The following is a 25,003-nucleotide window of genomic DNA, read 5'->3' as shown; positions in this document are numbered from 1 at the left end:
GACGCCGCTGCGCGAGACACGGCCATCCTCTCTGGAGACCCACGGCCGCATCGACCTGAATGGCACCACGGAACGGCCCACCAGTCGATCGAACCTCGAAAGTTATCAAACCGTGATGTGTCTCAGAAACCCGTCTCACGATCTGCGTTGGACCGCTCCTTGCTGTCAGACGTTTCTGAGACAGAGGGAGTAGTGCCTTTTGAGCGCTGTATTGGACCTGCAGACGGGACGAAATGAGGTGATCACCCGAGGTGAGCGGCGCGTGAGTTGTGTTCAAAGGAGGGCTGGTCGAGTGCCTACTCGGGCATCTCGCCGAGTTCGATGCCGACATTCCTGACTTCGATGCTGGCTGGCTCGGAGGATAGTCGTGGCGGACGAACAGTAGCGGCTCAAGCTGACAGTTCGTCCGGCGAATTCGGCTCCGTCGCTGTGCGTTCCACACGAGCGAGCTTGAGGTTCTCGTACAGGGCCGTCCGCTTGAGGTCGTAGCCCGCGCACAGGTCGTCGACGGTGAATCGGTCGGTTTCGTGATCCCGCAGCAGGAGGTTGCGGCGGAGCGGCGACAGTCTGTGCTGTTTGCCGCGCATCTTGCCCTTGGCTTTCGCGACCTCGACGCCGGACCGGGTGCGTTGCCTGTTCAGGTCCGACTCGAACTCGGCCATGATCGCCAGAAACCCGATGAACATCTTGCCCATCGGGTCGGTCGGGTCATACACCTTGCCATCAATGTTGAGGGCTACGTTGCACTCGACGAGTCCGTCGACGATCTCGTGGAGGTCGCGGGCTGAGCGTCCGAGGCGGTCGAGCTTGGTCACCACGAACTCGTCGCCGCTGCGGCAGACCTCGAGCGCGCGGGCGAGTGCCGGCCGTTTCCGGTTGCGCCCGGTGTAGCCGTGATCGGTGTAGACCTGAGCGTCGTCGACGCCGAGCTTGCCGAGCCATGCAACTTGGCCGGCGACGTCTTGTCGGGCGGTCGAACACCGTGCGTAGCCGATTTTCATGCTCGCCAGTATCGCCGAACGGGCCGACATCTCACATCGTTCGGTTTCCGGCGCGTCTTACCGGATTTTTCAACCGGACATCTAAAACGAACGGGTCGAAGCCGATTCACCAGCCACAGGTTCGTCGTGGAGCGCCGTTCTCGCGTGTGCCGGTATGTCCTTGGCCAAAACGGACGCTGGTGACCGCAGAACGGCGCTCAGCCCGTTTTGCCTTGTCGGTCGGGCCTCGGTAACAGCTGACGAAGCGAATAGCGGCGTCTGCTCACGTTGGAGTGGGTCGACGCAGGCGCAATCGACGTGACGTGGCTTGGATCAGTGTCGATCGGTGAGCGCCTGGATGAGGGCTTGCAGTCCGTCGGCGTCGAGGTAGTCGACCAGGGCGTCGGCGAGAGTGGCTGGGTCGGCTTCGAGGCGTCGGAAGGTGCGCGTGACTTTCGCCGCGGTGACAGGAGTTCTTGTCGGGTTGCGGTTTTCGGATTCAGGGGTGGGATCCGGCTCGGGCTTCTTGTGTTCCCGCTCCTTCTCCGCGGCCCAAGCCTGGACCTGGGCCTCGGGCGGGACCTGGGCGAGGGAGCGGGCGGTGCGGACGGCGAGTTCTCCGTTGCGGAGTGCTGTCTGCAGTTCCGGCGTTAGGCGGAGCAGTGCCCGCCGTTGAGAGATCCACCCCTTGGACTTGGCGAGCTTCATGGCGGCCATCTCGACCGTCCCACACTCGCTGATCAGGAGTTCGACGGCCTTGGCCTCTTCGATGACGTCGAAGTCGCGGCGGCCGACGTTCTCGATGACCGCCGCGGCGAGCAGGGTGACCCGGTCCTTGGCGACCTCGTCCTTGACGACGATGTCGAGGTTGGGGCGCCCGAAGTTTTCGGCGGCGGCCAGTCGTCGGCACCCGTTGATCACCACCCACCGGGCGAGCCCGATCTCGGCTTCGTCCTCCGGATACAGCCGCAGATAGGCGTCCCGGGTCACGACTAGTGCGGGTTGAAGTTGGGTACCGGTGATCGAGACCAGATCGCTGAGATCGCCGAGGTCATCACGCGGATTGCGCGGATTCGGGGCCAGCTCGCTGAGCGGCACATTGGTCGGAGTCGCACCGGAAGCGGGACGGTCGACGGGGGAGTTGTCGCCGACGACGCCGGCGAGTGCCGCGAGGTTGGTACGGGTGCCGCGTGCCATCACCGACCACCGTCGATCCGCAGTTCCAGAGCCAGCCGGTAGAAGTCTTCGCGGGCCTGCAGTGCGACCCTGTTGGCGGGGTATTCGGTGACCACCAGGCCGTCGGCGCTGGCCCGGGCATGCAGTTTGTAGTGGCGGATTACGGTTTTCGCTAGTGGCCACTTGTTCGCGCGGACGAAGTCCTTGGTCTCCTCGAGGTCGATTTTGCCATCGCGGGGATCCCAGTTGTTGATCACCACCGTGTACGGAATGCCGCGGGGTTCGAGGACTTTTCGGATGGTGCGTGCGGTCGGATCGAACGACAGCGGTTCGGTCTCCATCGGCACGATGACGTGATCGGCGACCTCGAGCACCGCTCGTAGGGCGTCGGCGGCGGGGCCGCGGCCGAGCGGGTCGCTGGTGTCGTCGGCGCCGGCGAGGTCGATCCATCCGGGGGTGTCGACGTAGGTATGGCGGATGCCGGGCAGCTGATTCAGCTGACGCAGGCCGTTGAGATCGTCGTGGGCCTGCACGATGTGGAACGGCAGATTCTCGAGGCGATCCGCCCACCAGATCGCCGAGCCCTGCGGGTCGATCGACACCGCGGCGACGGGAGAGGTGGCATCGGGATCGTCATCCTGGTTGAGGACATCGGCGGTGACGGCCGCGAGATTGACGGCGATGGTGCTTTTTCCGACGCCGCCCTTCTGATTGAGGAGGGCATGAATGGTCATGGGACCCTTTCCGTTTGCTTCACCCACTCGTGTGGGCTACTTCGGACGGGATGCACGGTACGGCACCAGGCGGTCACGGCAGATCCGACACGCGGCGGGGCTGCCAAATGATGTGAAGATCATCCGCCACACCTCGGCATGTCCGTTTTGTCCGTTGTTTACCGCGGTAAACAACGGACAAAACGGACATCATTAGCTTTAGTGCTGCGTGAAGAGTGCCTCGACGAGCGCGGCGGCGGATGCGGTCTTCGCTGCGGTTTTCGCGGTCGCGGTGGCGGTGGCGGTGTGGCCGGCGAGATGCACTGTGGCGGTGAAGCGGAGTGCGTGCGCGGGGCCGTCGGTGTGGAACTCCCACTCGGGTGGGGCCTGATTGTTGTTCTGTGCGAGGCTCATCAGCCACGCGGTGGGGTTGGAGAGCGCCTTGGACTTCTTCGCCCCGTCAAGGTTCAGCGCGGCCGGGGCGGTCCTCCGGTGCGGTTCCGCGGAGATGGTGGAACCGGAATCCTCCGGCGCCGGTGGGGGAGTCGACGGCTCCGGAGGTTGTGGCGTGGTGGGCCATTCCGGTTCCGGATCGGGGTGATCGGTGCCGGTCAACTGCGCGCGCACTGCCGCCCAGAGAGTGGCCTGTTCGGCAGGTTTCTTCGCCGCCGCGATGGTCCACGGTCCGCGAATGCCTTGGTGGGTGGCGCGGGCGGCGAACAGGGGGTTGTGGTCGGCGCCATTCTGTCGGGTCTCGAGGTCGGTGGGGGGTTGATCGGGGTGGGTTTGCCGCCACACCGACACCACGCTCGGCCCCATCTCCGGGTGACTATCGGTGAGGGTGTCCAGAACGCGGAGCTGGAGGGGAAGCCAGCTGGGGTCGGCGGCGTCGATCAGGACCGCGACATCCGGGGCGGTCAGCAGGTCGGCGTCGACGCGCCGGGCGAGCTCGGCGGCGAGTTCGGCCCGAAGTGGTGCGGCGGCTTCGGCTTTGACCACTTTGTGGAATCGGCGACCGTCCAGTGCACTGAGATCGGCGGTGGCCTGCTCGGCCACGACCCGTTGGTCGGCGTGCTTGAAGTGATTCTTCTTCGCCTCCCGGGCGGCGCGGGTACGCCGGTTCAGATCCGCGCCGAGGGCGGCCAACTGCTCACCGGTGTAAGGGCCGGGGCAGCGGTCCAGGTGGGCGAAGATGATCCGCTGGTTGATCAGGTCCGCCACCCGCCGCAACGGTGAGGTGACATGGGTGTAAGCGCTCAGCCGAAGACCGTTATGCCCGTGGACCGTCGGATCGTAGCTCGCGGCCCGCAACGTCGACAGCAGCCGCCCACGCAGTTTCGCGAACAGGTCCGGGTCCCCGGCCGCGGCGGCGATCTCGTGCATCAGCTCGTCGGTGCTGCCGGCGACCGGGTTGGGCCGGTGGTTGCGAAACAGGATCGGCAACCCCTGTTCGACGCACCAGAGCGCGACCGCTTCGTTGGTGGCGATCATCATCTCCTGCACGATGACGTAGGCGACGGTCCGCAGTTCGGCGGCGATCGCGACGATGGCTCCGTCCTCGTTGGCTGCCCAGCCGCGGGTGAGGTCGTAGAACGCGAGGGCGCCGCCGTCGCGGCGGGCGGTCAGCAAGGTCTGTGCGGCCGCATCCGCTGCGGCCAGTGGGCGGTGCAGCGGATGTGCCGGGTCGGTCAGGATGCCGGGCACCTCGGCGTGATCGACCGCCACACACCGGCCCGACGGGATCTGTCCGCGGCCGACGGTGACGTCGACCAACTGCCCGTCGGGGGTGAGAGTGCCGGTGACCCGCAAGCTGGTCCGCCGGGAATCGGAGGTCAGAGTGGCAGCCTGCTCGGCCGTCTCGCCGAGCATCGCAATGGTGCGACTGCGCAGGTATCGGGTCTGCGCCCGCAGGAACGCCTGCTCGTCGGCGACCGACCCCAGTTCCACAATGTCGGCGACGCCGGCGATGTGGACCTCGACCGCCCACCCGCCGCCGCCGAGCGGGATGACCGAGAAGGCGTCGTCCCGGTCCCGCGCAGCCGCCGAATCGATCATCAGCAGCGTCGACACGTCGGTGACTGTCGAAGATGTCATGGTCGCCGCACCCCCTTTGGTTCTACAGGTCTCCGACGATAACCAATTTCACCAGGTGCCGTCAGCGACGCGCCTATAGGAGCATTACCCGCGAGTCCTGAAAACCGGCTTCAGGTACGGTTTGTTTACCGCGGTAAACAACGGACAAAACGGACATTCTTGATGTCGCAGCCCCGTGTGCTGCCCCATCCGGATGGCGCCCAGCGTCGAATCGCACAGTGCCGTCCTGCGGCAAGCGCGGCGGCTCGAGAAGGTGAGATCGGTATGGCTTCTGTCCCTGACCCCACGCCCGACCCTGTCTGGGAACCGCAACGGCGGCCCACGCTGACACCGCGCGAGCTGGAGATCCTCCGCCTGTGGCTGCGTCGTGAATCGAAGGCGGTTGCCGCGTCCGGCCTGGGAATCAGCCTGGGCACGATCAACACCCACCTGATCCGGATCCGAGCGAAGTACGCTGCTGTCGGACGCCCCGTTGCAGATAAGTCCGGCTTGTTGGTCCGGGCGCTGCAGGATGGGCTGGTGTCTCTCGCTGAGCTCTGACGCGACGGTCCACTGCATTCTCTAACGGTTCAGAGCGTTGCAGAGGGGCTGACCCGTCGGCCTTGTTCAGTGCGGAGGATCTTTGCGGGCGTGGCCGGGAATTCTCGGCGGGCCCTGACGCTGCGTCGTGACTAGTTTCCTGTGTGGACCGGCCGGCGTGCGGTCTAGGGCCTTCAGGGCGTCCCGGATCGCCGGGGCAGGGCTTGGTCGTGGAGCCGTGCTGCCCGGGCATTCTCATGGGCAACTATCGCTTCTTGCCAGTCATGATCGGTCAGAGCGGCGTGGTCGCGGGCGACTGGGGGTAGGACGCCGAGCTGTGCGGCGATCTGCGCCCACGACATGCCCGCCGTAAGGGCCCCGGTCACCGCCCTGGCGAGGAGGTCGTCGGTACGATCGCCGCTGGCGACGGCAGCCTGGTTGTCAGAGTCCACCGGAAGGTCCGGCCTGGCCCGCTGGATAGACGCGCATTGTTTGATCCATCCCCGTGACTGTATCGGGCGCTTCGGGGCACCGACCGGTCAACGATCCGCAAACGGTGATGAGCACGAAGCCACTCAGCCTGGGGTTGCGGTGAGAGACTGGGATGGTGGAGCGCACGCCAATCGAGGTCGCGGACATTGTCGTCGCGACATACGTCGAAGACGTTGATCATTTGCGCGGCTGGTTCAGGCGAACGCTGGAGGAATGGAACGAGCCGGGGTTCGATATCGCACGTTGGAAGCTGACCACGGAAATACCGCACCTGTCCGGGAGCTCGGTGGAATCCTCTCGCTGCGTCGTCACGGTGCACTGCTCCTGCGACGACCCGAGCTCTTGGGGGAGCATCCCAGTCTCATCCGGTGCACGACAGTTGTCGGTATGGATCAACAGTCATGGCCCCCGCGCCGGCTCGTCCAACGACCTCGACTGGATACCCTTGTCGAAAAGCGAGGCAGAAGGATGGGCGCGGGCAGTGCTCGGCCCAGAATGGTCCGACAATGCGTATCTCGTCCATGCCCAGCGCAATGAGCGCGGCCGCTGGCCGGTGCTGTTCGTGGTGTTCGTCGACCGAAATGGTCAGCCGTTGAGGGTGCCTGACGACTTCGATTGGGGACAGGCCGGTATCGGTAGTCCGGCTCGCCCGTTAGGTTTGACCACCTTCCCGTAGCTGACCGCAAGTCCGCCCAGGTTGCTGTCCCGGAATCCGATCGGCCACCGGCGACGTACCGGCTAGGGCTAGGTCCCGCCAGATGGATCGAGGACGGACACACCTGGGTGTAGTCGTGTTTGTAACGTGGTCAGGCTGCTGACGGGAAGTTCGGTGTCGTGCAGAGCAACTGCCCAGTCGAAGTCTGCGGTGGACCATCGATGAACCGGTCCCGCCCACCGCAACTCCCACGGCTGGGATGAGTGCGGGCGGCGAGCCAGGGATCCGGTGATCGTCCGTCTTCCCAGACTGGCCTCGAACGCTCCGGTGTGCTCGTCGAAGGTGTGGACGTAGTCCACGTTCAAGTCCGCGACGACCGCAACGTGCAAAGGCTCCGCGGTGACATGCGTGCGGAACCAGTCGAGACGTTGGGCCCGTCGATCGTGATGCTCGGCGAGTTGGCGGCGGTGCTCGTCCGCGGCGGAGTCTGCGGCACCGTCCCAGACGAACAACGCGTCGTCGAACACCTCGCCCACGGTCAGCTCCACCCATTCCTCCACCAGGCCGGCCCCGTCGCTGCGTTGCTGAAGCACCAGCCCGGTGGCCTGATCGACGACCATCTGCATCGGGTGGGATTTGTGCGGCGGTGGCGCCAACTCGAATGTCCAGGCCGGGCGGTCGAGGAAGACCGTGGTCGCGATCGGGCCGACGGGGCGGGTGAAGTCGTCGCCGATCCAGTGCTCGGCGGGCTGACGGGCGAGCAGATCGGTGCCGTTGCCCCGAAATTGCAACGTCTCGACCGGGGCGGCGAGCGGAAGATCCCGGTCCGGCCGGAACCGCCAGCATGTGGTGCCGTCACACAACAACACCAAAGTGCCGTCCGGTTCCTCGATGCGGACACGCATCCCATCGCGCCACACCTGCATTTCGGTCGCGTCGACACCACCGCCGGCGAGTGTCGGCGGCAACTGGTTTCCGATCGTGGTCCACCCGACCTTGTTGCGTGGACGGTTGTCGCGGTCCACGCTGCGCACAATTCCACGGACCGACACATCAGGACCATGCACCATCTGCACCAACACTTGCACCCACGGTGTCGACTCCACGTGGCCACCTCCCCACCTGTCACGGTAGCGGCCGAAGGGCCCTTCTCGGCCGCATCCCACCGTTCCAGTTGAGGATCCACAACCGGCGAGCGATCTTCGACCTATCTCGTGGGTGTCGCACTCCTCGGCGGAGGCGAGGCGGATCAGATCGGCACAATCGCTTCGTCGAGAGCTCGAGCCGGTGGAATCTCCAAGACGACGCGTGTCCGGTCGAGGCCGATGGTGGGCCATCGGTACTCGATTTCGAGGAAGGCGCCGGTGGGGCGCCCATTGATGACGTAGGAGAACTCACGGACGTAGTGCCCTTCCTCCGTGTGCGGATTCTGGCTCGACCTCTCCGTGTAAATGTTCAGTTCGGGCGACACCACCCACGTACTGAACCCGCCCTCGGACGTTCCAACCGAAGGCAGATCGGCGGCAACGTAGGTGGTGCGGAACTGGGCGGAGGTGGTGCGGAACTGGGCGGCAAGCTCCGCTGACTTCAATCCCGAAGCGGAGACGGTCAGCGCCATATCCATGACATTCCGATACGCGATGAGGTATCGAAGTCCCACGCGGTAGCCGTTCGAGTCGGATAGCAGGAGCGGTCCGTGCGCGATTGCACCCAGTTCCGGGGAGACGGGGTAGTCGATCCAGCTGAACTGCGACATCGTTCGAGTATGAACGGGCAGATCTTCGCTGCGGGCAACAAAGTAGTTCTGTCCGCTAGCGAAGACTCAGGCGGTCAGGGATCGTTCAATCGGGCGGTCAGGGATCGTCAATCGGCCTGCACTGGTCGTACCTGGGTAGCCACGAATGCGAAGCCCCGGTCAGCGATCGATGAGCGGACAAAATCGGAGGCCTTTCAGCGGCCCATCACCGCGTGCACACTCCGATGTTGGACCACGACCGGGCCAGCTAGTCTGGCGGGCCAGATCTGAATCTTGTACTGCTCGACCGGCACTTCCGCGACGAGGTCCCACTTAAGGTCACGCCCGAATGAGTGGACTCGGACGCGGTAGGTTCCCGCGCCGGCGGAGAGGACGGTAGGCGGAAAACCAGCGATCGGCGTCTCCGAGTCGGTCAGCACGGTGACAGAGTCGGAAAATGACTCGAACGAAACCTCTTCGATGTCTTCCCAACCGTCGTCGACAGTGACTGGACGGTTGCCGAGCACTTCCACCTCGAGATCGAGCGGACCCATGTACATCCCGGTATAGACGTAGATCATCCCGGGATCGCTCGCGGCTAGGCCGAAGCCGATTTCCGGAAGTGGCGGAAGCTCCTCCCACGCGCGTTCATCCTCGTCCTTCAGACAGAACATGCGGTCGACCTCTGCGCTGCCTGTGTATCGCACTCGTCTCACCTTCCATAGTCCGATCGATTCTGTATCCATCTTCGAGAACCGCCGGAGGATCCGCTGATGCTCAATGACAGGTCACCGAACCCACCTGCGGAACGGTCCGGAAACGCGCCGACGGACAGGTGGTTCCCGCGAGCGGATCGATGACCGGCTTTGAGGGACCGTCGCGCCGGATCGGTCGATCTGCCCCGGCACACCGGCCAGCATAAAGATCCCACCGATTCCCGCTCTTGTCGACGATGCCTCCGCGGACCGGGTGGACGTATCTACCGGACACGGACAGCCCGGCGGCGCTGTGATCGACTCGCGCCCACTGCCTGGGAGTTTGGGGGCAGACCGAGCGGGTACGCGAAGGCGGTGACGGCGAACGAGCACCTGCAGGGCGGGCACTCCGAGGCAGCAGGTGAGCACGTCTCGGTGCTGTTGATCGCGGATCCAGGCAAGCCTGCGGCGCTCGCGGAACGCGTCGCGGAGCGTCTGCCGGAACGCCTGCGAAGCCGTGACCGCCTCGAGCGTCGGTGGACGACGTGCGTGCGCCGCAAGCCCTACCTGCCCGACGAGCAAGCGGATTTCCCAGATGTGATCGACGCGGTCGATCCGTCCTCCGAAGAGGAGGACATCGTCGTGTACCTCACCGATCTGCCGCGTCGCGAGGAGACCCTGCCGGTAGTGGCCGACGTCAGCGCCGACCACCACTTCGCACTCATCTCGGTCGCCGGGGTGGGCGGCGTCCACATCGAGCGCCGCGTCCGCACCGTTACCGAACTCGCGATCGCCCGCGTCCTCGGGGAACCGGAACTCATGCCCCCCGGCGCGGCGCGACGGTTCCCGTGTGTGCAGATTGAGGACGGTATCCGGTACTTCGCGCCCTCGGGGCTGCGGCGGCTGCGACTGCTGTCGGGGATGGTGCGGGCGAACCGGCCGTGGCGGCTGGTCACCGGACTGTCGAAGGTCCTCGTCGGCGCCTTCGCCACGGGTGCGATCGCACTGGCCACCAACACGATCTGGTTGTTCGCCGACACGATGGGTCCATGGCGTATGAGTGCGGCGACGGTCCTGTCGATCGTGGCGATGATTCTCTGGCTGATCCTCGACCACGAACTGTGGGAGCGGCCGACGTCGCCGGAGGAGCGCGATCGATCTGTGCTGTACAACACCGCGACCGTGGCCACCCTGGTCATCGGCGTCGTCGTGCTGCACGTAGCCCTGTTCTGCCTGCTGCTGTTCACCGCGTGTCTGACTCTTCCCCCGGAACTGCTGTCCCGCATTCTCGGGCACGGGGTGAACTTCTCCGACTACCTGACGCTCGCCTGGCTGCTGGCGTCCATCGCCACCATCGGTGGGGCGCTCGGGTCGGGTCTCGAGGACGACGCCGCCGTCAAGGAGGCGGCGTACGGGGTCCGGCAGCGGCAGCGCATCGAGGAGACCCAGAGTCGGTCGAACGAGGCGGAATGAATGATCGGCCGCGAAGCGTGCGACCCAATTGAGCTTTCTGGACGAGGTTTGCGCTGTACCGTCTGCCGATCGCGAAGCGGTGAACGCCTCGCACATCGCCCGGTCAAACTTGCGTTTACTCAAGCTGAGCGGGGGTATGGCCGCTGCATGCCGCTGCGTTATGTCGATCCAACCACGAGACATGGTCGAAGATACGAGCTCATCGAGCGCTTCGGGCGCTCGCGCGTAGGACAGGCTGCGACAAAAGCGACTGCAGGTTGACTTTGTTTACCGCGGTGAACAACGGACGCCCGACGCGTTGCCACTTGCGAACGCCCCTGCCGAGCCGCTCGTAGCGGCGTTGAGTAGGACTTTAGATGACAACTACCGCGATCCCACCGGCAGCAGCGACAATATGGTCGGGAACGATGCCGAAGCGAATAAAGTCAGACACGTAACTTGGTGGTCGCAAACGCAACCCGCGCAGAACATGGGGCATGTACGAAACCGAAAAGTGCCCGCGATCATCGGGGCATTCGCGGAAGATCACGTCCTCGCCTGCATCAACCAAACTTGTGACCGGGGCAGAAAACTGACCTGCGCGCACTCGCATTATCTGATCGAGCAACGACTTCGCGATCGCCCTTGCTCCGCTCTGAGGCTGAGAGAGGAAGCGCTTTAGGTCGGGGGCTAAAACTCGGCTTCTGGTGAACGCGAGCGGTGGGGCGGCCGATATAGGTTCTCCTAACGTTTCGAGCGCCTCCGCATTTTGGAAGGACTGTACAGCGGACATCGCCGGCCCGTATTCGATGCTGTGGTGCGCGATTAGCGCTGCGACCACCGAAACCGACTTCTGTTCACATCTTGCGCACGCGGGCTGTGCGCAGCCTCTCTGGCACGCGAGCTGTGCACGGTAAGTGGGATCTCCGCAGTAGAGCGCATAAGCTGCCGGCATATTAAGGATGTTGGCGCTGTCTTGGAGCTGGACGATCTGGCGTGATTGGCCGTAACTGAAGTCGATCCGAAAGTGCCCGTCACCGGCTACCTTGAGTGACTTGGCCTGTATGAGCATGCCGAAGCACTCGTCAGCCCGGTCGATGAACCACCAGATCCAGTCGGCGCCGACTTCGTACTCCTGCGGCTGGGTGAACTCCGCGTAGCGGATGATCTCACCCTCCTTGTACGCCTCCGCAAGAAGCAGATGAGTGACTGTGCGCTCATCCCACATCGTTCCCTGGTCGATTCGATCCCTCATATGTTGCTGCGCTACCACCCGAGCATGACGCAGCCCCTCAAGTACTGTTCCCATCGAACCTCCCAGTCAGGTCTCTGCGTCACTCTTAACACTGCTGGACCGTGGAACCTAGAGTCACCGAGGTCCATAAGGTGTTGTGATCATGGCGCGCGCTGTGAGGATCGGAACGACGCGCTTCGCGCGAATTCTGAAGGGAACGATGTTCAGGTGTGCCTTGGGTATGTGTGATGCAGACTGGAGCTGCGAATGCTGGTATCTCGGCACGGAATCTAGATCGCCGGTACCTTGGCGTCTATGTCCGGCATTCCTGGTTATCAGGACTCATTGCGCGCCCTGGTCGAGACGAAACCGCTGATCGCTAAGTCACTTCAGATGGCAGAGGAGCGACGAGCGCAGCGTCTGGCGGACTACATGAACGGTATGCGCCTTAAAGGCATTGAGCAGCTGTACGCCTACCTCGATACAGCGGTCGTGTCGTTTACGGCATCCCCGGAGTTCGCGGATCAAGTGTTCTTAGTGTGTCGTGCTCGTGCTGACTTCGAGACTGCTCTCGAAGCGACCTTGTCCGGCTACCAGGGCGTCGCCGCAGACGCGATGCGAGACGTGATGGAGATTGAAGGCCTGCTGCTGGACTTCGCGACTCATCCGGGCAACGCTGTCGAGTGGCGTAACGCTGAACGGAAAGCTCGGATGAAGAAATTCGGCCCCGCGGCCGTCCGAGAAAGACTCAAGGCTGCGGGTTTACCTCCCTACTCGAACGAACACTTTGAGCCCATCGACTACAGGGCTCATAGCGAAGCGCTCCATGTCACTCCTCCCGGCACGCGGCTGAACGACCGTGGCCCCGAAGCCCCAAATTATCCATCGCTCTTTGCTGACCTTGGGTTTGTCGAGATTTTCGAGCATGGAAACCGGATCCTGTCTGCCATCGAGATGACACGCATTCTCGGTCTTGGGGTTCCGGACGACTACAAGCCCCTCATGCCAATGGATGACTTTGGGGCGGCCTACGAACGCACTCAGGAAATGCAGGTGATCATGGTTGCCATGGTCGAAGGACCGCAGCTGCTGAAGAAGAAGCTGAACAGAGTTCCCACCGCGTCCGAAGTGCTGGAATATGTCGCTGGCGACATTCAGTCAAAGAGTCCTCGTGCGAGCAGCGAGGACTGCGGGTAGTAATGCGGTCATGCACCTAGGAACCGCTCTTGGCGTGGTCCCCAGCACGGTCCCGTTGACCGGCGATGCGGCGCGGCGTTTCCAACGGCGGCAGTGGCGCCGTCGCTGATGCTCCATGCTCCAGTCCGCCGAGCGCCCGGTTGAACGATTCCGGCGTAGTAGACGAAACAGTGGCGACGTCTGATTCGAATGGGAGGATGTAAGGTCTGTCCGTGGCTGACTCGCTTCTGTCCTTGGTGCCTCCCCCAATTCTTGAAGATCTCGTAGCTGGACGTTGGATGCCCATCGTCGGCGCCGGTTTATCCAAGAACGCCTCTATAGCGTCCGGAGCGCCACCTGTTGATTGGCGAACGTTGGGAACAAAGCTCGCTGAAGAAATTTCCAACTTCGATTTCGAAAACACGCTCGACACTATTTCTGCTTACGAGCACGCTTACGGCCGTGTTGCGACGGTTGCGCGAGTTGCGGAACTGGTGAGAGTCCACGATGCAGTGCCGGGCAGCGTACATCTTGCATTTGCAAAAATTAACTTTGAACGCGTAATAACTACGAACTTCGATCTACTGCTTGAAAAAGCGTATGATTTGGCGCACAAGTCGTGTCTCCCGATATTGGAAGAGTTTCAGCTCACTACCGTAAACCCATATATTGGTCCTTCGGTTTTGAAACTGCACGGCGACGTCCATCATCCTCACAAGATGGTGCTGACCGAGGAGGATTACGATGGATTCCTCGAAAAGAATCCATTATTTGTCACCTATCTTGCTGCGAGCCTAATTGATCACACGGCCATTCTAATTGGTTACAGCCTCGATGACCCTGATACCCGTCAGATTCTTGCGTTGCTCAAAAATAGGTTGGGCAGTATGGTTCGACCATTATGGGTAGTTACGGTGAACGCCTCCACTCACGCTGTCAGCAGGTTTGAGCGACGCGGTGTCCGCGTAATCAACTTGCCGCTGGTGGATGGCGACGACTACGGCGATGTCCTAAAGCGCTTCTTCACGGAAATTGATGAGTACTGGAGAAGGGAGGCGATTAGCGCTAGCAGGAGCACCAACGAAGCAACGTTGATTGACTTGAGCTTGCCCGGGCAGGACAGCAATAGTTGTTTCGTCTCCGTCCCGTATCGCCTGGTCTCAACCTACCGCCCCATCATCGATGAAGCTTTCCGCGGCCTTGAAGTAACTCCAATTTTTCCCGAGGATGTCTTCACGCCGGGTGAAACGGTGCAGGTAAAGCTCAATGCACTATTATCGCGTGCCAAGATGGCGATCTTTGACATCTCGTCTCCAGGGGTAATTTCGGAGGCAATACTGGCGCTTTCCACAAAGGACCCAGATTCGATATTGTTGATCGCGGACCCGGCCGTCGGTCTTCCTTTTGATATCGCCCGTCATCGCGTAATTATGCGAGATGATGTGTATGAAGATCCGGAAAGACTGATTTCCGCGATTAGAGCCTGGTTGATATCGTCTCAGCATATAACAATGATCGACGAAGGTGAGGAATCCGAGCGCCTGTTTCAGCAGGGCGAGTACAGGTCGGCCTTGATTATGGCAACGTCTCGCTTGGAACAAGAATTGCGTTCTAAACTCGAAGACCTCGATGATTCGAATCGTCCGCGTAGCGTAATTCGTCTAATTGACCAGTTCGCGACAGAGAATAATATTGATCGTGCTGCCGTGAACGACGTCCGAGGGGCTATTACTTTGCGTAATCTAGCACTCCACGAGGGTCGAAAGGTTACAAGGGACGAGGCCGCGCACTCCATGGAGGCAGTGAGCCGATTCTTGGATTACGACAAGAGCGAGTAACAACGCATCGCGCCGTAGCATCGAGAATGCTGGGTGTCCGGGAATCTGTTAGATCCGAGACTTTGTCGATTCGGTGCTTTCTGAGCGCTGATTCGTGCGACAACGTGCCTTTAGTAGGCGAGCGTCACGGATCGACGGATCGACGGATCGAGGGATATGAGGATCTACGGATCTACGGATTCTCACCGAACGGAGTGGTCGTCCCAGCGCCACTGGCGGCGGGGGGCTATCTCTCTGTCCGTCGAATCCGGGATGGTCTCGGGATCGACCACTTCTGAGACAACGAAGCGCGAGACACTGGCGGGCGGCTCCACGATGGGTTGGCACTGCGAGCAGATCGGCACGTGGGGAAGGGCTACCAGTCGAACGACGTTGAAGGTTTCCACCTCGTGTCGTGTGTCAGAAAACTTTCTCAGGCGCTGAATCGCCTGATCAGAGATGGCGACCTTTCTGGGACAGTCAGCTGTATCAACGTTCCCCCGCCGGTCAACGCTCCGAGGCGAACACGTCCTGAAACGACGACCATGCTGTCCACGAGCACTCTCACTGCCACCATGGCGGCTTACTTCCGGTTTGTGCGCGGTCGGTGACGAGAATTCCGCTTCCCGCACCGTCCCCCGGGAAACCCCACCTCAGCGCGTTTTTTGCGTTCAACCGTGTCGGAGGGTGCCGATAGCGTGCTCGGCATGACGATCGACCAGGGCTTACGTCCGCGCGACCTCCCCGCGGCTGCTGTTACCGGCGACACCTCGGCGGTGTTTCCGGACCTGCCGGAGGCCGTGGCGGCGCGGATCGGGCGGTCGGTGGCCGAGTCCCGGTCCGAGGGCACCCGCCGCACCTATGCGTCGGCGTGGCGGCGGTTCGAGCGGTGGTGCACCACCTGCGGGCATACCCCGCTGCCGGCGCACCCGGCGACGGTGGCCGCCTACCTCGTCGACGCGGCCGACACCATCGGCCCGGACGGCATCCGGGTGTATGCGCCGGCGACCTTGACCAAGTGGGTGGCTGCGATCGCCCATCACCACCACCGCACCGGCCGCGAGTCTCCGACTGGGCAGGAGGTCGTGCGCGCCACCCTGTCCGGGATCCGTCGTGACTACGCCGCGGTGGGGGACCGGCCCCGCACCCCGCGGGCCGCCCTGCTGACCACGGACATCGTCACCATCGTCGGCGCCACCCGGACTGCGGTGACCGGGTGGGCCGGCGCGGTGCTCGAACGCCGCGACAGTGCGCTGATGCTGATGGGGTTCGCCGGCGCGTTCCGGCGCAGCGAACTGGTCGGGTTGGACGGCGCCGACGTGAGCGTGCACCGGCACGACGGCGTGCACGTGCGGTTACGCCGATCGAAGACCGACCAGGAAGGCGCAGGGACCGTGCGAGCGCTGCCGTTCACCGACCGCCCCGACAGCTGCCCGCCCTGCGCGTACATCCGGTGGGCGCAGGTCGTGGCCGCATTCGACACCCGCGGGCGCCCCGGGGTGATCCGGCTCCTCACCACCGCCGCACCGTTCGACGCGCACGTGTGCCGAGGCGGCGTCCCGCGCACCACCGCGCGGATGCCGCTGTTCCGGTCGATCCGCAAGAACGGCAACCTGTCCGAGACCGCGCTGTCGGGGGCGGCGGTGCACAAGGCGATCCGCCGCCGCGCCGAACAAGCTGGCTACGACCCCGCCCTGGTGACCCAGCTCGGCGGACACTCGCTGCGTGCCGGTTTCGTCACCCAGGCCTTCCGCAACGGCGCGAACGCGCACGCCATCATGCGTCAGACCGGGCACACCACACCGGAAATGGTCGAAGTGTATGCCCGCGAACGCACCCCTCTGGTCGGGAACGCCGTCACTGTCCTCGGACTTTGAGTTGTACGCCACCACACCCGGCAGCGGTGCCAGCGTTGCCTCAACGCACAACCTCTCTGCCCGGGATCGGCATGCCTGGGCGCTGTTCGCCGACTGGTGCGCCGCGACCGACCAACCCCAAATCCCCGCCACACCGCAACAACTTGCCCGGTTCCTGTACGACAACCCCGCCGCCCCGGCGACGCAACGCCGCCGGGTCAGCGTGATCAACACCGTCCACCGCCGGCAGGGACATCCCGTCCCCGGCAGCAGCGAAGAGATCCGCCGCGCCCTCAACACCACCAGAGCTGCCCGGCGGGAACGCATCTCCGGCCTCGTTGCCGAGCGGATCACTCAGATTCCGGTCACCGGGTGGCCGGCCGGGTTGTTCGGCCGACGCGACGCCATCATTCTCGTCCTGACTGCGGCCAGGGTCGGTTTCGAGCAGATCGCCCGGCTGCGCCGACGGGACATCACCGTCACGGGCGACAACGATGCCTCCCTGCTCACCGTGGACGGTGACCGGATCATCCTTCCCGCTCTGCCGGTGTCGTCCGGGATCGCGGTGGCGGCGGTCTATCGGAGGTGGACGGAGGTCCTCGGATTCCTCGACCGCAACCACGGCGCCATTCGCCCTCTCGCCGACTACTTGAAGGCTGGCGGCGACCTCTCCGGCTTCGACGCCGCCTACCTCGCCGATGACCGACCGCTGCTGACCTCGATCAACCGCTGGGGCCACACGCCGCTGGTCCCGGCGCCGCTGACCGCACGCGCAATCACCGCCATCACCCAGGCGCACCTATCCGGCAGGCCTCCCGCACACACTCTTCCGCCGCGACGGTCGGCATCGGCACCCACCACATCACCGACCGAATCGGACCAGGCCCTCGACCCTCACTACTACGAACGGGGTATCGCGGCACGCCACAACGCCCACGAAGGCCTGAGCGACGTCACCGCCCTTCTGGACGACATCGAAGACCGCGCCGACCAACTGTTGGCCGAGATGCTCGGCATCCTCGACGACGACACCTGAGTCGCTTGTGGAGGGTCTCTAAACGCCTCGTCTCATGGACTGCCACTGGCGATGTATGGGAACTGGTCGTTCTTGACGTACGGGAATACCTGCGGTCCCGCCCTGAAGTCCTCACCGTGTCGTCGTTCAACACTACGGAACCATCCATACCCCAGCGGACGGAAGCAAGGTGAAACTTGGTGAGCCGCCGACCCCCACCGTTCCGACAACTACACCAGATCCAGTCACCGCTCGTCCGTCGATACTCGGCTCCGGCACCCAGGGAGAAGCGGCCGTGACGCCAGTGGCACCAGTCGACAGGTTTCGCCATTGGACCGAACAAAAACATGGCGCCGGGGCGCTCGCAACGAATCGAGTAATTCCTGGTGCCGAAGGGTCAGTCTGCGCCGCCACCCATCCGCCAACCGGCGTCCAGAACATGAACGGCGGTGAAGCGGTGGCTCCCGCGACTGGGAGTGGGAACTGGTAATCGGCGGGGGTGGCCTGGACGGCGACGGGGCCTAACAGCGCGACACCCGCTGCGATTGCAAGGACCGTGATGGTTCGCAGCTTGCGGCTCGCGAGAATCGGGACGCGGTGGAAACGGGCCATGGTTGCCCCCTCATGTCACCCCGACACGGTAGAGACGGACGATCTCTGTAGTAAGTGTCGCAAGGTGGAGCGATCAGCAACGTCATTCGCGTGATCAACACTTGAGAGTCAACCGCTTTATCCCCGCTCAGAACCCAGGTCATATGTCGAACCATCCTGGCGGGTCACCCGCATGAGCACGATACCGTTCGCGCTAAGACGATCTGCTCGTCGAACAACTCCACCACCGCGCCGCGGTGATGAAAGCAGTTCAGCGCACCTGCCGGCCGATTACCCCGAGGTTGGTGATCATGCAGCAGCGGGCGTTCGGATCTGCGCCGGTAGGCGGTGTTATACGGGTCATCCGCGGCCGTGGGGACGAGGGTTTGCACGCTCGAGATGTGCCTTGATCCATTCGGTGGTGTTCACCGGGGGCCTCATCGTCTCGGGTGTGGTGATCCCACTGCCGGAATCGATCATGAGGCGTTCCGTCCTTTGTGTTCCGGGTCGGGGCGAGGGGAGGCCAGGCGATGCCAGTGCTCGATGGCGACGGCCCGCGCACCGACGAGGTCGTCGGTCGGCGACAACCAGGTCCCGTGATCGGGGATTTCGCTGAACGCTTCGACGAAGTTCAGGAGATCGAGATGGTGCCGGGTCGCGACGTCGAGGAGTTCGTCGAACGCCTGATCCTCGTTGCAGTGGCGGGCCTCCATCACGAGGTGTTGCGCCACCTCGAGCTGGGCGCGGAAATTCGACCCGGACAGGGAGGAACCTGTCGGTATGGCCGTCATCAGAACCGAGACCACGACAGGTGGTGACCGGCAGAAAACCTGCTGACGAAGCCTTTCGAGGTAAGACGCGCATTGATCCCGCCCCCGAGCCTCGGCAGAAGGATGAGCGGGACGATGTTCACATTCACAATTTCTGCCTTCCGATGCAACGGTCGGTCGAGGTGTCTGGCTGAACGGGGGAGACTGGCCGTCACCGCGTCCGGACGCGCCTGACGATGTGTATCCGAGGTAACCCTGCCGCGACCGGGAACAGTCCTGCGCAACTGCAGCAGGACCGAACCGGGTGTCTGGTCAGCGTTTCCCGTTGGCTGCCGTCTCGGTGCGGCGCTTGGCCTTCTCCGCGTCGGCCAGTTTCTCCACGCGGTCGGCGCGAGCGCGTTTGCCCGCCGCCTCGTCCTGCTTGTCCGCGGCGTCCTTCAGCTGGGCCTTGGCCGGCGCTGTCGCCGCCTTCTCCGCTTCCCTAAGTTTGGTCTGCTCGGCGCGGTGCTCGGCCTCCGCGGCCTGGGTGCGTTGGGCGGCGAGTTGATCGGCGTTCTTCTTCGCGACCTGTGTGCGTTGCTCGGCGTCCCGTGCGGAGGCCTGTTTGCGCTCGTCCTCACGGCGGCGGGCCTGTTCGACGTCGCGCTGCTTCGCCTCGCGGGCTGCCACCTGCTCGTCGTGGACCTGTTTGCGCTTGGTCTCCAGTGCCGTGTCCGCCTCGGCCTCGGTGCGTGCCGCCTCCTGCTCGAGTTCCGCCGCCCGGGCCAGCGCGTCGCTGCGCTCGGTGAGTGCGTCGCCGCGCCGCTCGGTGTCACGGTCGCCGAGTGCACCGCCGACGGCGCCGTCGAGCACCCCGAGGGTGCGTTCGTACATCAGCCGGGCCGGTGATTCGGGTGCCAGCCGGGACATCAGCTGGTCTTCGACGAGTTGCAGAGGGATCCGCAGGATCGTGTACTGCAACCGCAAGATGGTGACGGGGACGGTGAGGATGTTCATGACAATCTCCGATGATTCGTGGGGAGTGGATCAGGACAGGCCGGCGTCGCCGGTGAGGCCCTCGGCGGCACGCCGAACTCGTTCCGCCTCGTCGCGGGCGGCGTTCGCCTCACGCACAGCCCGCCGGTGTTCGTCGGTGGCGTCGACGGCTTCTTCGGCGGCGGCGGCCGTCTTCGCTCGTGCGGCGGTTTCCGCGCGGGCGGCTTCGTCGCGGGCGTCGGCCGCCGCGCGAGACTGCTCCTGCGCGACCTGGCGGTGCTGGTTCTGCTCCGCTGCCTGGTGCTCGGCGTGCTGCCGGCTGCGGGCAGCTTCCTCGGCGGCCGCCGTCTCCGCGCCGATCGCGGCGCGTTCCTCGGCACTCTCGCGACGCACCTCACCGAGTTCCTCTGCGGCCTGCGAGGTTTCCGCGCGGGCCACGGCCTCGGCGCTGTTCGCTTCCCTACGTTGCTGCGCCTGCGCCTGTTGCAGCTGTCCTTCGGTGGCCAGAGAGTCGTTGCCGGTCACGGCCCCGGCCACTTCCTTCACCTTGCCCTTGACCGAGTCGAGGAGGCCCTTGCGCGCTTGTCCGGACGTGTTCTGCTCATTCATGAGAATGTTCTCCTGGTATTCGGGCGGGCGACGGTACCGCCACCCGCGTGTGGGGTGGCGCCAGACGGCCTTCATCGCGTCGATGCGGTTCGGCCTGCCTGGCGCCCACGTCCGATCAGTTGATGCTGACGACTTCCTGCGCGATGGCGGCGAGGCGGGTCTGCGCTGCCGATACCACCCCGTGGCGGTTCTTGTTCGCCTCTTCGTGGGCGATGATGATGCGAATGTCGCCAGGTACGGTGAGTTCCTTCACCGCGGCCACCGCACCGGAGACGTTGAGTTCGGTGTAGTCGGAGATCGGGAGCTCGTCGTCCTCGAGAGAACCATTGACGGTTCGGGCATTGCGGATGGCATCCGCGACACCGGATGCGCCTTCTCGGCGGGTCACCTCTTCGGCCGACTCGAGTGCCGCGTCGCGACTGGCGACGAGCGTCTTCGTGGCCACGTCACCGGCGTGGGCACCGCGGCTCAGAAGCGCACCGATCCGGTCCGGGGTGGCCCGGACGGTGTCAATGGCGCGATCGATTCCGCGCGCCGACCACGTCGCCGGGACGTTGATCAACCGGATCGCGGTCCCGGTAGCGGCCTGCATCGGGGTGCGTCGCAATGCCGCCGGGCCCCCGAGGGCGTCCTCAGCCAGCACCGTCGTCAACCATTCGACTGTGGCGGTGTGGGCGGTGATCAATCGTCCGGCCAATGTGATGACGCCGTTGTGCTGCGACGCGGTCGCCAGTGCCCGGAGGTAACGCGCCCGGTCGAGGAGCTGATGCTCGAGGATCAGGTCACCGAGCAGAGCCTCGTCGAACGGCTGCGCTTGCTCGGCCATCGCCTTCACCATCGCAGTCGCGCGACCGAGGAACGGGCCCACGACGTCGGGAAGCCCACCGAGGTCACGGATCGCTTCCTCCACTGCGCCGGCGCGCTCACGCGCGTTGCCGGCATTCTGCGACAGCTCCCGGCGGACGGCTTCTGTTCGAGCTTGCGCGATCCGGGTCTCGGCGACCTGAATTTCGTTGTGCGTCAGGTCCAGTACGATTCGCAGCTGGTTGATCACTGTGGCGGTGTTGTCGGTCATGCATTACTCCTGAGGTCGAGTGAGTCGGGTGTGCGGTGTGCGCCGGCCGGACGCGTGGCGGCGTCATCGGCGCCGGCCCGGCGACGGGCGAACCGCGAGATTCCGAGCAGGCCGCGCGATGCGGTGGTCGGTTTGCCGGCGCGGCGTTCGAGGTGGTTACCGAGTCGGGACAGTACGGCGGCCACGAGGGGAAGAGCGAGAACGATCATCTTCCATCGGCGTAGCAGACGGCTGACGAGAATCCACATGGGATGAACCTTTCTTATCGAGCAGTCAAGCTGCGGCGCAACGCAACCCGGGCGCCGATCACGGAGAGCAGACCAAGGGTTGCAACTGTGAACGACGTCGTCGCGGCCACGGCAACCGACAACATGGTGAGCGCCGCGAGGTCGAGGACACGCCGGACGCCGGGTAGTTCGACCAGGGGCGGGTGCACGGCGTGGACGGCGGGAGCGGTATCGATATGCGGTGGCGTTGCACCGTCAACGAGCAAGGGTGAGAGCAATTCTGACAAGATTTCGAGCCAACTGTCTGGTGCACGGACACTCCTCGTTCGAGAGGGGTATCACGGATTCGATCGCCAAGGCGTGGCAGGACCAGGGCGCGGACCCTGCCCAGGCCTGATCCAGCACGCGGGGCCCCGGCCAAAACGCGCGGCCGGTACCCCCCCGCGCTACGGGAAGAGTCAGTTTCCGGTGTGCCGATCGGTGTCCGTGTAGTGCTCGCGGCTGCCGGACTTCGCGATGCCCCGGCTGACGACATAGGCGATCGTCAGAATGACGATGTAGAACCAGGCACGGTCCGCCCGGAAATAGTCCTCGTGTGCGTCGGTCGTCTCCACCAGATACGAGGCGACGAGGACTGCGATGACTGCGGCGATGTAGACGAAGAACTCGGTGGTCTTGAACGCGGCCTTCGTCTCGGTGCTGCGGCGCGGCTCGAGCTGAGCGCGCGGGCCGGCAGTGACGGCTCCGGTGTTGGCGTGAGCGGCGGGATTGGGATTGGTGGAGGTCATGGATGACTCCTTCGATGGGGTGCCCGGCGTTGCAGATTCGGGTCACCATGTACGTCTCCTCGAATGAGGTGGACGTTGGTGAGCGCGACCCTCTGCTGGAGCGAACCCATACCCCACAAGTATACCCATTAGTAACTACAGTGCAAGTGTACGGTGTAGTTAGGGCTGCATAAGAGACACGATCCGGCGTGGACGCGGCTCCTATGGTCCGTCCCACATCAAGGGAGGCAGCGATGAGTGCGCGCACGGACTCCGCCGAGTCGAATACCAAGGGCCGTCCCCGGGTTCGGACCCGTCTGGTCCGCCTGACCACCGAGCAGGTGCTGGCCACCGCCCTCGAGATCGTCGACCACGAGGGCGTCGACGCCCTCTCGATGCGCCGGTTGGCGCAGGCACTCGAGCGAGACGCGATGAGCCTGTACCGCTACGCGAAGAACAAGGCGGCGCTCCTCGACGGTGTCGTCGAACTGGTACTCCGGGAACTCGTCATCGACCCCGACGCGCAGGACTGGACACAGGAACTGCGACTACTCGCGCACCGCTACCGAGGCCTCGCACTCGCGCACCCCAATGTCGTCCCGCTGCTGGTGACCCGGCCCCTCTCGACACCTCTGGGCCTACGACCCCTGGGCACGCTGCGCCCGCTCGAGGACTTCCTCGAACTGCTCATCCGGGCCGGCTTCACCCCACCGAATGCGTTGCGCTCCTACCGGCTGTTCTTCGGGTTCCTGCAAGGGCACATTCTCGACGAGCTCCAGGAACTGATCGAGGACCCCGACGAGTCGGAGGATGTTCTCCGCCTCGGACTGCACCGCCTGCCGCGCAGCAAGTTCCCCCGGTTGCGTTCCCTCGCTTCCGAACTCGCCGACTACGACGGTGCGCAACTTCTCGACGAGGGCCTCGACATCACCATCGGCGGCCTCGAGTCCCACTTCCACACCGCTGCCTCCGCCATCGAAGCATGACCAACCGTCGACTCACGCCGCAGTGTGTGCTGGATATGCGGAAGAGTTTCTCGACCGAGATCTCGGTATCGATGAACAGCGAACACGAGCACGACCCCGCACGCTAGCGCGGCTCCCGGGACCGGGGAGACCCGGTCCCCTCGTGGCCGACCATCCGGTCGTGCTTGGAGAAGTGCCCATGTTTTCCGGGTTGCCCGAACCTTAGAACCAGTGGCGGCGTCCGCCGACGGCGCGGCCGGTGGACCCGAGCAGCGCGAGGATGACCCCGATGACCAACAGGATGATCCCGATGGTCGTGAGGATCGAGATGTGCGCCACGAGCCCAATCACGAGCAGAATCAGTCCGAGAATGATCACGATGAACCTCGTTTCGCCGATGTCCGCCATCGACCTGCGCCCTCGACCTTCGGTTACCCCGTAGGTGTGGTCGGAAACGGTGCTGGAGGGTCGTCGGGATCGCCCCGATGCCGGGCCCCTGGTCTGCCGGGCATCGATCGCGCAACGGACAGGCAGGGGTCATGCTTATGCTCGGCGAACACCGCCGAGGGAGAAGGTTCGATACGCATGCCCGAGAAAGGCGACAAGAAACCGGAGCCCCGCACCCTGACCGTGGGCACCCGGGTACTGGTCCAACAACAGTTCGGACAGGCCGCGACCGGCGTCATCGTCGAGGACTACTCCGAACTGACCGACACGGCCGAACGCGGGCACGAGTGGGCGCCCGTGCATCGGTGGGCGATCGCCCTCGACGACGGACGTCTGGTCTTCGCCGATACCGCCGACCTCACCATCGAGCCCGGCACCGCGAGATCCGGCCCGGAGGCGGACACAACCGGCTGAGCGGCCGCCAGCGGACGGGTGCCCCCCAGGTGTCGTGGTGGGGGTGAAATAAGTTGTCTACGAGGACAAGTCAGGCTGCACCGGCCGGGTCACTTCACGGTCACGCTCCCGTTGAAGAAGAACGGCGCCGTGCCGCCGAAGCAGAAGACGGTCACGTTGGACCCCTTCGCGAAGCCGCTCAGCTTGCCGACACCGGTGGCGAAGGCACCGGTCTTGAAATTGAACCCGGAGTCGAATCCGAAGCAGGTCCAGCTTTCCCCGGCCGGCACGGTGACAGTCACTTCCCCTGTACCGGTTGCCGCGACGCTCAGTGCCGGCACCGCCGTCGCGGTCCCTGTCCCGAGCGCGATCGCGGGAGCGATGACGGCCGCCGCGATGGCCGTGCGCACCGTGCTCTTCTTTTTCATTTTGCTCACCTCGTCCTGAGAGTCCCCGACTCCTGCAGCGAACGGGTGGGTGAACAGGCGGCGCGTCACGTCGGGACCACCGTCGAAGCTCACGAACCCGTTCTGTGAACACCTCAGAATTCCCCGAAAATCGCAGGTCGAACCATC

Annotated in this window: 27 protein-coding genes; 9 read left to right on the top strand and 18 right to left on the bottom strand. The window is 64.2% G+C overall.

The genetic code is table 11. From position 1 onward, the window contains the following. Positions 1 to 389: 389 nt before the first annotated feature. The 4 genes from ACFWAY_RS18030 to ACFWAY_RS18015 all read right to left on the bottom strand — a co-directional run bounded on the left by ACFWAY_RS18030 (position 390) and on the right by ACFWAY_RS18015 (position 4,963). On the bottom strand, positions 390 to 1,001 hold the full coding sequence (locus ACFWAY_RS18030; protein ID WP_378511501.1) for a recombinase family protein: 612 nt from the start codon (positions 999 to 1,001) through the stop codon (positions 390 to 392). A 312-nt stretch (positions 1,002 to 1,313) separates the two neighbouring features. Then, positions 1,314 to 2,177, bottom strand: coding sequence for a ParB/RepB/Spo0J family partition protein (locus tag ACFWAY_RS18025; RefSeq protein WP_378511500.1), 864 nt, complete (start codon positions 2,175 to 2,177; stop codon positions 1,314 to 1,316). Continuing rightward, entirely contained in the window at positions 2,177 to 2,890 is a 714-nt protein-coding gene (locus ACFWAY_RS18020; protein WP_005566945.1) for a ParA family protein, read from the bottom strand. Before ACFWAY_RS18020 ends, ACFWAY_RS18025 begins: the two co-directional genes overlap by 1 nt. 198 nt (positions 2,891 to 3,088) lie before the next feature. After that, positions 3,089 to 4,963, bottom strand: a complete 1,875-nt coding sequence (locus tag ACFWAY_RS18015; RefSeq protein WP_378511499.1) for an RNB domain-containing ribonuclease — start codon at positions 4,961 to 4,963, stop codon at positions 3,089 to 3,091. A 264-nt stretch (positions 4,964 to 5,227) separates the two neighbouring features. Here ACFWAY_RS18015 and ACFWAY_RS18010 point away from each other — a divergent pair, with 264 nt between their 5' ends. Next, a complete protein-coding gene (locus tag ACFWAY_RS18010; RefSeq protein WP_378511498.1) occupies positions 5,228 to 5,503 on the top strand; it encodes a LuxR C-terminal-related transcriptional regulator in 276 nt (91 codons plus the stop codon). Between the two features lie 173 nt (positions 5,504 to 5,676). Here the strand turns inward: ACFWAY_RS18010 and ACFWAY_RS18005 are convergent, their stop codons facing one another. Next, positions 5,677 to 5,934, bottom strand: coding sequence for a hypothetical protein (locus ACFWAY_RS18005; protein ID WP_378454209.1), 258 nt, complete (start codon positions 5,932 to 5,934; stop codon positions 5,677 to 5,679). Between the two features lie 152 nt (positions 5,935 to 6,086). Here ACFWAY_RS18005 and ACFWAY_RS18000 point away from each other — a divergent pair, with 152 nt between their 5' ends. Continuing rightward, positions 6,087 to 6,650, top strand: a complete 564-nt coding sequence (locus ACFWAY_RS18000; protein ID WP_378511497.1) for a hypothetical protein — start codon at positions 6,087 to 6,089, stop codon at positions 6,648 to 6,650. Between the two features lie 68 nt (positions 6,651 to 6,718). Here ACFWAY_RS18000 and ACFWAY_RS17995 read toward each other — a convergent pair whose 3' ends face one another. The 3 genes from ACFWAY_RS17995 to ACFWAY_RS17985 form a co-directional block, all read right to left on the bottom strand. Next, positions 6,719 to 7,654: a hypothetical protein gene (locus ACFWAY_RS17995; RefSeq protein ID WP_378511496.1), complete on the bottom strand. Its 936-nt coding sequence runs from the start codon at positions 7,652 to 7,654 to the stop codon at positions 6,719 to 6,721. A 224-nt stretch (positions 7,655 to 7,878) separates the two neighbouring features. Next, complete coding sequence (locus tag ACFWAY_RS17990) at positions 7,879 to 8,385, bottom strand: hypothetical protein (RefSeq protein ID WP_378511495.1); 507 nt, start codon at positions 8,383 to 8,385, stop codon at positions 7,879 to 7,881. Positions 8,386 to 8,579: 194 nt separating this feature from the next. Continuing rightward, on the bottom strand, positions 8,580 to 9,038 hold the full coding sequence (locus tag ACFWAY_RS17985) for a hypothetical protein (RefSeq protein WP_378511494.1): 459 nt from the start codon (positions 9,036 to 9,038) through the stop codon (positions 8,580 to 8,582). A 396-nt stretch (positions 9,039 to 9,434) separates the two neighbouring features. Between ACFWAY_RS17985 and ACFWAY_RS17980 the strand changes: the two genes are divergently transcribed. Continuing rightward, positions 9,435 to 10,532 carry a hypothetical protein gene (locus ACFWAY_RS17980; protein WP_378511493.1) on the top strand — a complete coding sequence of 366 codons (1,098 nt, stop codon included), beginning with the start codon at positions 9,435 to 9,437 and terminating at the stop codon, positions 10,530 to 10,532. 352 nt (positions 10,533 to 10,884) lie between these two features. Here ACFWAY_RS17980 and ACFWAY_RS17975 read toward each other — a convergent pair whose 3' ends face one another. Then, entirely contained in the window at positions 10,885 to 11,820 is a 936-nt protein-coding gene (locus tag ACFWAY_RS17975; protein WP_378511492.1) for a hypothetical protein, read from the bottom strand. Between the two features lie 240 nt (positions 11,821 to 12,060). Here ACFWAY_RS17975 and ACFWAY_RS17970 point away from each other — a divergent pair, with 240 nt between their 5' ends. The 4 genes from ACFWAY_RS17970 (at position 12,061) to ACFWAY_RS17955 (ending at position 17,630) form a co-directional block, all read left to right on the top strand. Then, positions 12,061 to 12,942, top strand: coding sequence for a hypothetical protein (locus tag ACFWAY_RS17970; RefSeq protein WP_378511491.1), 882 nt, complete (start codon positions 12,061 to 12,063; stop codon positions 12,940 to 12,942). A 212-nt stretch (positions 12,943 to 13,154) separates the two neighbouring features. Further along, positions 13,155 to 14,759 (top strand): SIR2 family protein, encoded by a 1,605-nt coding sequence (locus ACFWAY_RS17965; protein WP_378511490.1) that lies wholly within the window; start codon positions 13,155 to 13,157, stop codon positions 14,757 to 14,759. Between the two features lie 686 nt (positions 14,760 to 15,445). Next, positions 15,446 to 16,615, top strand: coding sequence for a site-specific integrase (locus ACFWAY_RS17960; RefSeq protein WP_378511489.1), 1,170 nt, complete (start codon positions 15,446 to 15,448; stop codon positions 16,613 to 16,615). Next, on the top strand, positions 16,560 to 17,630 hold the full coding sequence (locus tag ACFWAY_RS17955; protein ID WP_378511488.1) for a hypothetical protein: 1,071 nt from the start codon (positions 16,560 to 16,562) through the stop codon (positions 17,628 to 17,630). The genes ACFWAY_RS17960 and ACFWAY_RS17955 overlap by 56 nt, the downstream gene beginning before the upstream one ends. A gap of 1,046 nt (positions 17,631 to 18,676) precedes the next feature. On the opposite strand, the gene ACFWAY_RS17950 is transcribed toward ACFWAY_RS17955, so the two are convergent. The 7 genes from ACFWAY_RS17950 to ACFWAY_RS17920 all read right to left on the bottom strand — a co-directional run bounded on the left by ACFWAY_RS17950 (position 18,677) and on the right by ACFWAY_RS17920 (position 22,644). Then, on the bottom strand, positions 18,677 to 18,991 hold the full coding sequence (locus tag ACFWAY_RS17950) for an ANTAR domain-containing protein (protein WP_378511487.1): 315 nt from the start codon (positions 18,989 to 18,991) through the stop codon (positions 18,677 to 18,679). Positions 18,992 to 19,282: 291 nt separating this feature from the next. Further along, positions 19,283 to 19,966 (bottom strand): IF2 family translation initiation factor, encoded by a 684-nt coding sequence (locus ACFWAY_RS17945; protein WP_378511486.1) that lies wholly within the window; start codon positions 19,964 to 19,966, stop codon positions 19,283 to 19,285. 30 nt (positions 19,967 to 19,996) lie between these two features. Then, on the bottom strand, positions 19,997 to 20,554 hold the full coding sequence (locus ACFWAY_RS17940; RefSeq protein WP_378511485.1) for a CsbD family protein: 558 nt from the start codon (positions 20,552 to 20,554) through the stop codon (positions 19,997 to 19,999). 115 nt (positions 20,555 to 20,669) lie between these two features. Further along, positions 20,670 to 21,629, bottom strand: coding sequence for a ferritin-like domain-containing protein (locus tag ACFWAY_RS17935; RefSeq protein ID WP_378511484.1), 960 nt, complete (start codon positions 21,627 to 21,629; stop codon positions 20,670 to 20,672). Continuing rightward, entirely contained in the window at positions 21,626 to 21,877 is a 252-nt protein-coding gene (locus ACFWAY_RS17930) for a hypothetical protein (protein WP_378473426.1), read from the bottom strand. Before ACFWAY_RS17930 ends, ACFWAY_RS17935 begins: the two co-directional genes overlap by 4 nt. A 14-nt stretch (positions 21,878 to 21,891) precedes the next feature. Further along, a complete protein-coding gene (locus ACFWAY_RS17925) occupies positions 21,892 to 22,122 on the bottom strand; it encodes a hypothetical protein (RefSeq protein ID WP_378511483.1) in 231 nt (76 codons plus the stop codon). A gap of 192 nt (positions 22,123 to 22,314) precedes the next feature. After that, on the bottom strand, positions 22,315 to 22,644 hold the full coding sequence (locus ACFWAY_RS17920; RefSeq protein WP_378511482.1) for a hypothetical protein: 330 nt from the start codon (positions 22,642 to 22,644) through the stop codon (positions 22,315 to 22,317). 233 nt (positions 22,645 to 22,877) lie between these two features. Between ACFWAY_RS17920 and ACFWAY_RS17915 the strand changes: the two genes are divergently transcribed. After that, positions 22,878 to 23,609, top strand: a complete 732-nt coding sequence (locus tag ACFWAY_RS17915) for a TetR/AcrR family transcriptional regulator C-terminal domain-containing protein (RefSeq protein WP_378511481.1) — start codon at positions 22,878 to 22,880, stop codon at positions 23,607 to 23,609. 201 nt (positions 23,610 to 23,810) lie between these two features. Here ACFWAY_RS17915 and ACFWAY_RS17910 read toward each other — a convergent pair whose 3' ends face one another. Continuing rightward, positions 23,811 to 23,966, bottom strand: coding sequence for a DUF6131 family protein (locus ACFWAY_RS17910; protein ID WP_378511524.1), 156 nt, complete (start codon positions 23,964 to 23,966; stop codon positions 23,811 to 23,813). A 207-nt stretch (positions 23,967 to 24,173) separates the two neighbouring features. On the opposite strand from ACFWAY_RS17910, the gene ACFWAY_RS17905 reads away from it, so the two are divergent. Next, on the top strand, positions 24,174 to 24,449 hold the full coding sequence (locus ACFWAY_RS17905; RefSeq protein WP_378511480.1) for a hypothetical protein: 276 nt from the start codon (positions 24,174 to 24,176) through the stop codon (positions 24,447 to 24,449). Between the two features lie 89 nt (positions 24,450 to 24,538). Here the strand turns inward: ACFWAY_RS17905 and ACFWAY_RS17900 are convergent, their stop codons facing one another. Continuing rightward, the gene (locus tag ACFWAY_RS17900; RefSeq protein ID WP_378511479.1) at positions 24,539 to 24,856 is read right to left on the bottom strand and encodes a hypothetical protein; all 318 of its coding nucleotides are present in this window, start codon (positions 24,854 to 24,856) and stop codon (positions 24,539 to 24,541) included. Positions 24,857 to 25,003 lie beyond the last annotated feature (147 nt).

The organism is Rhodococcus sp. NPDC059968 (assembly GCF_042738615.1).
Classification (GTDB): domain Bacteria; phylum Actinomycetota; class Actinomycetes; order Mycobacteriales; family Mycobacteriaceae; genus Rhodococcus_F.
The sequence above is the reverse complement of the archived record's forward strand: the minus strand, read 5'-3'. Positions and strand labels throughout refer to the sequence as shown.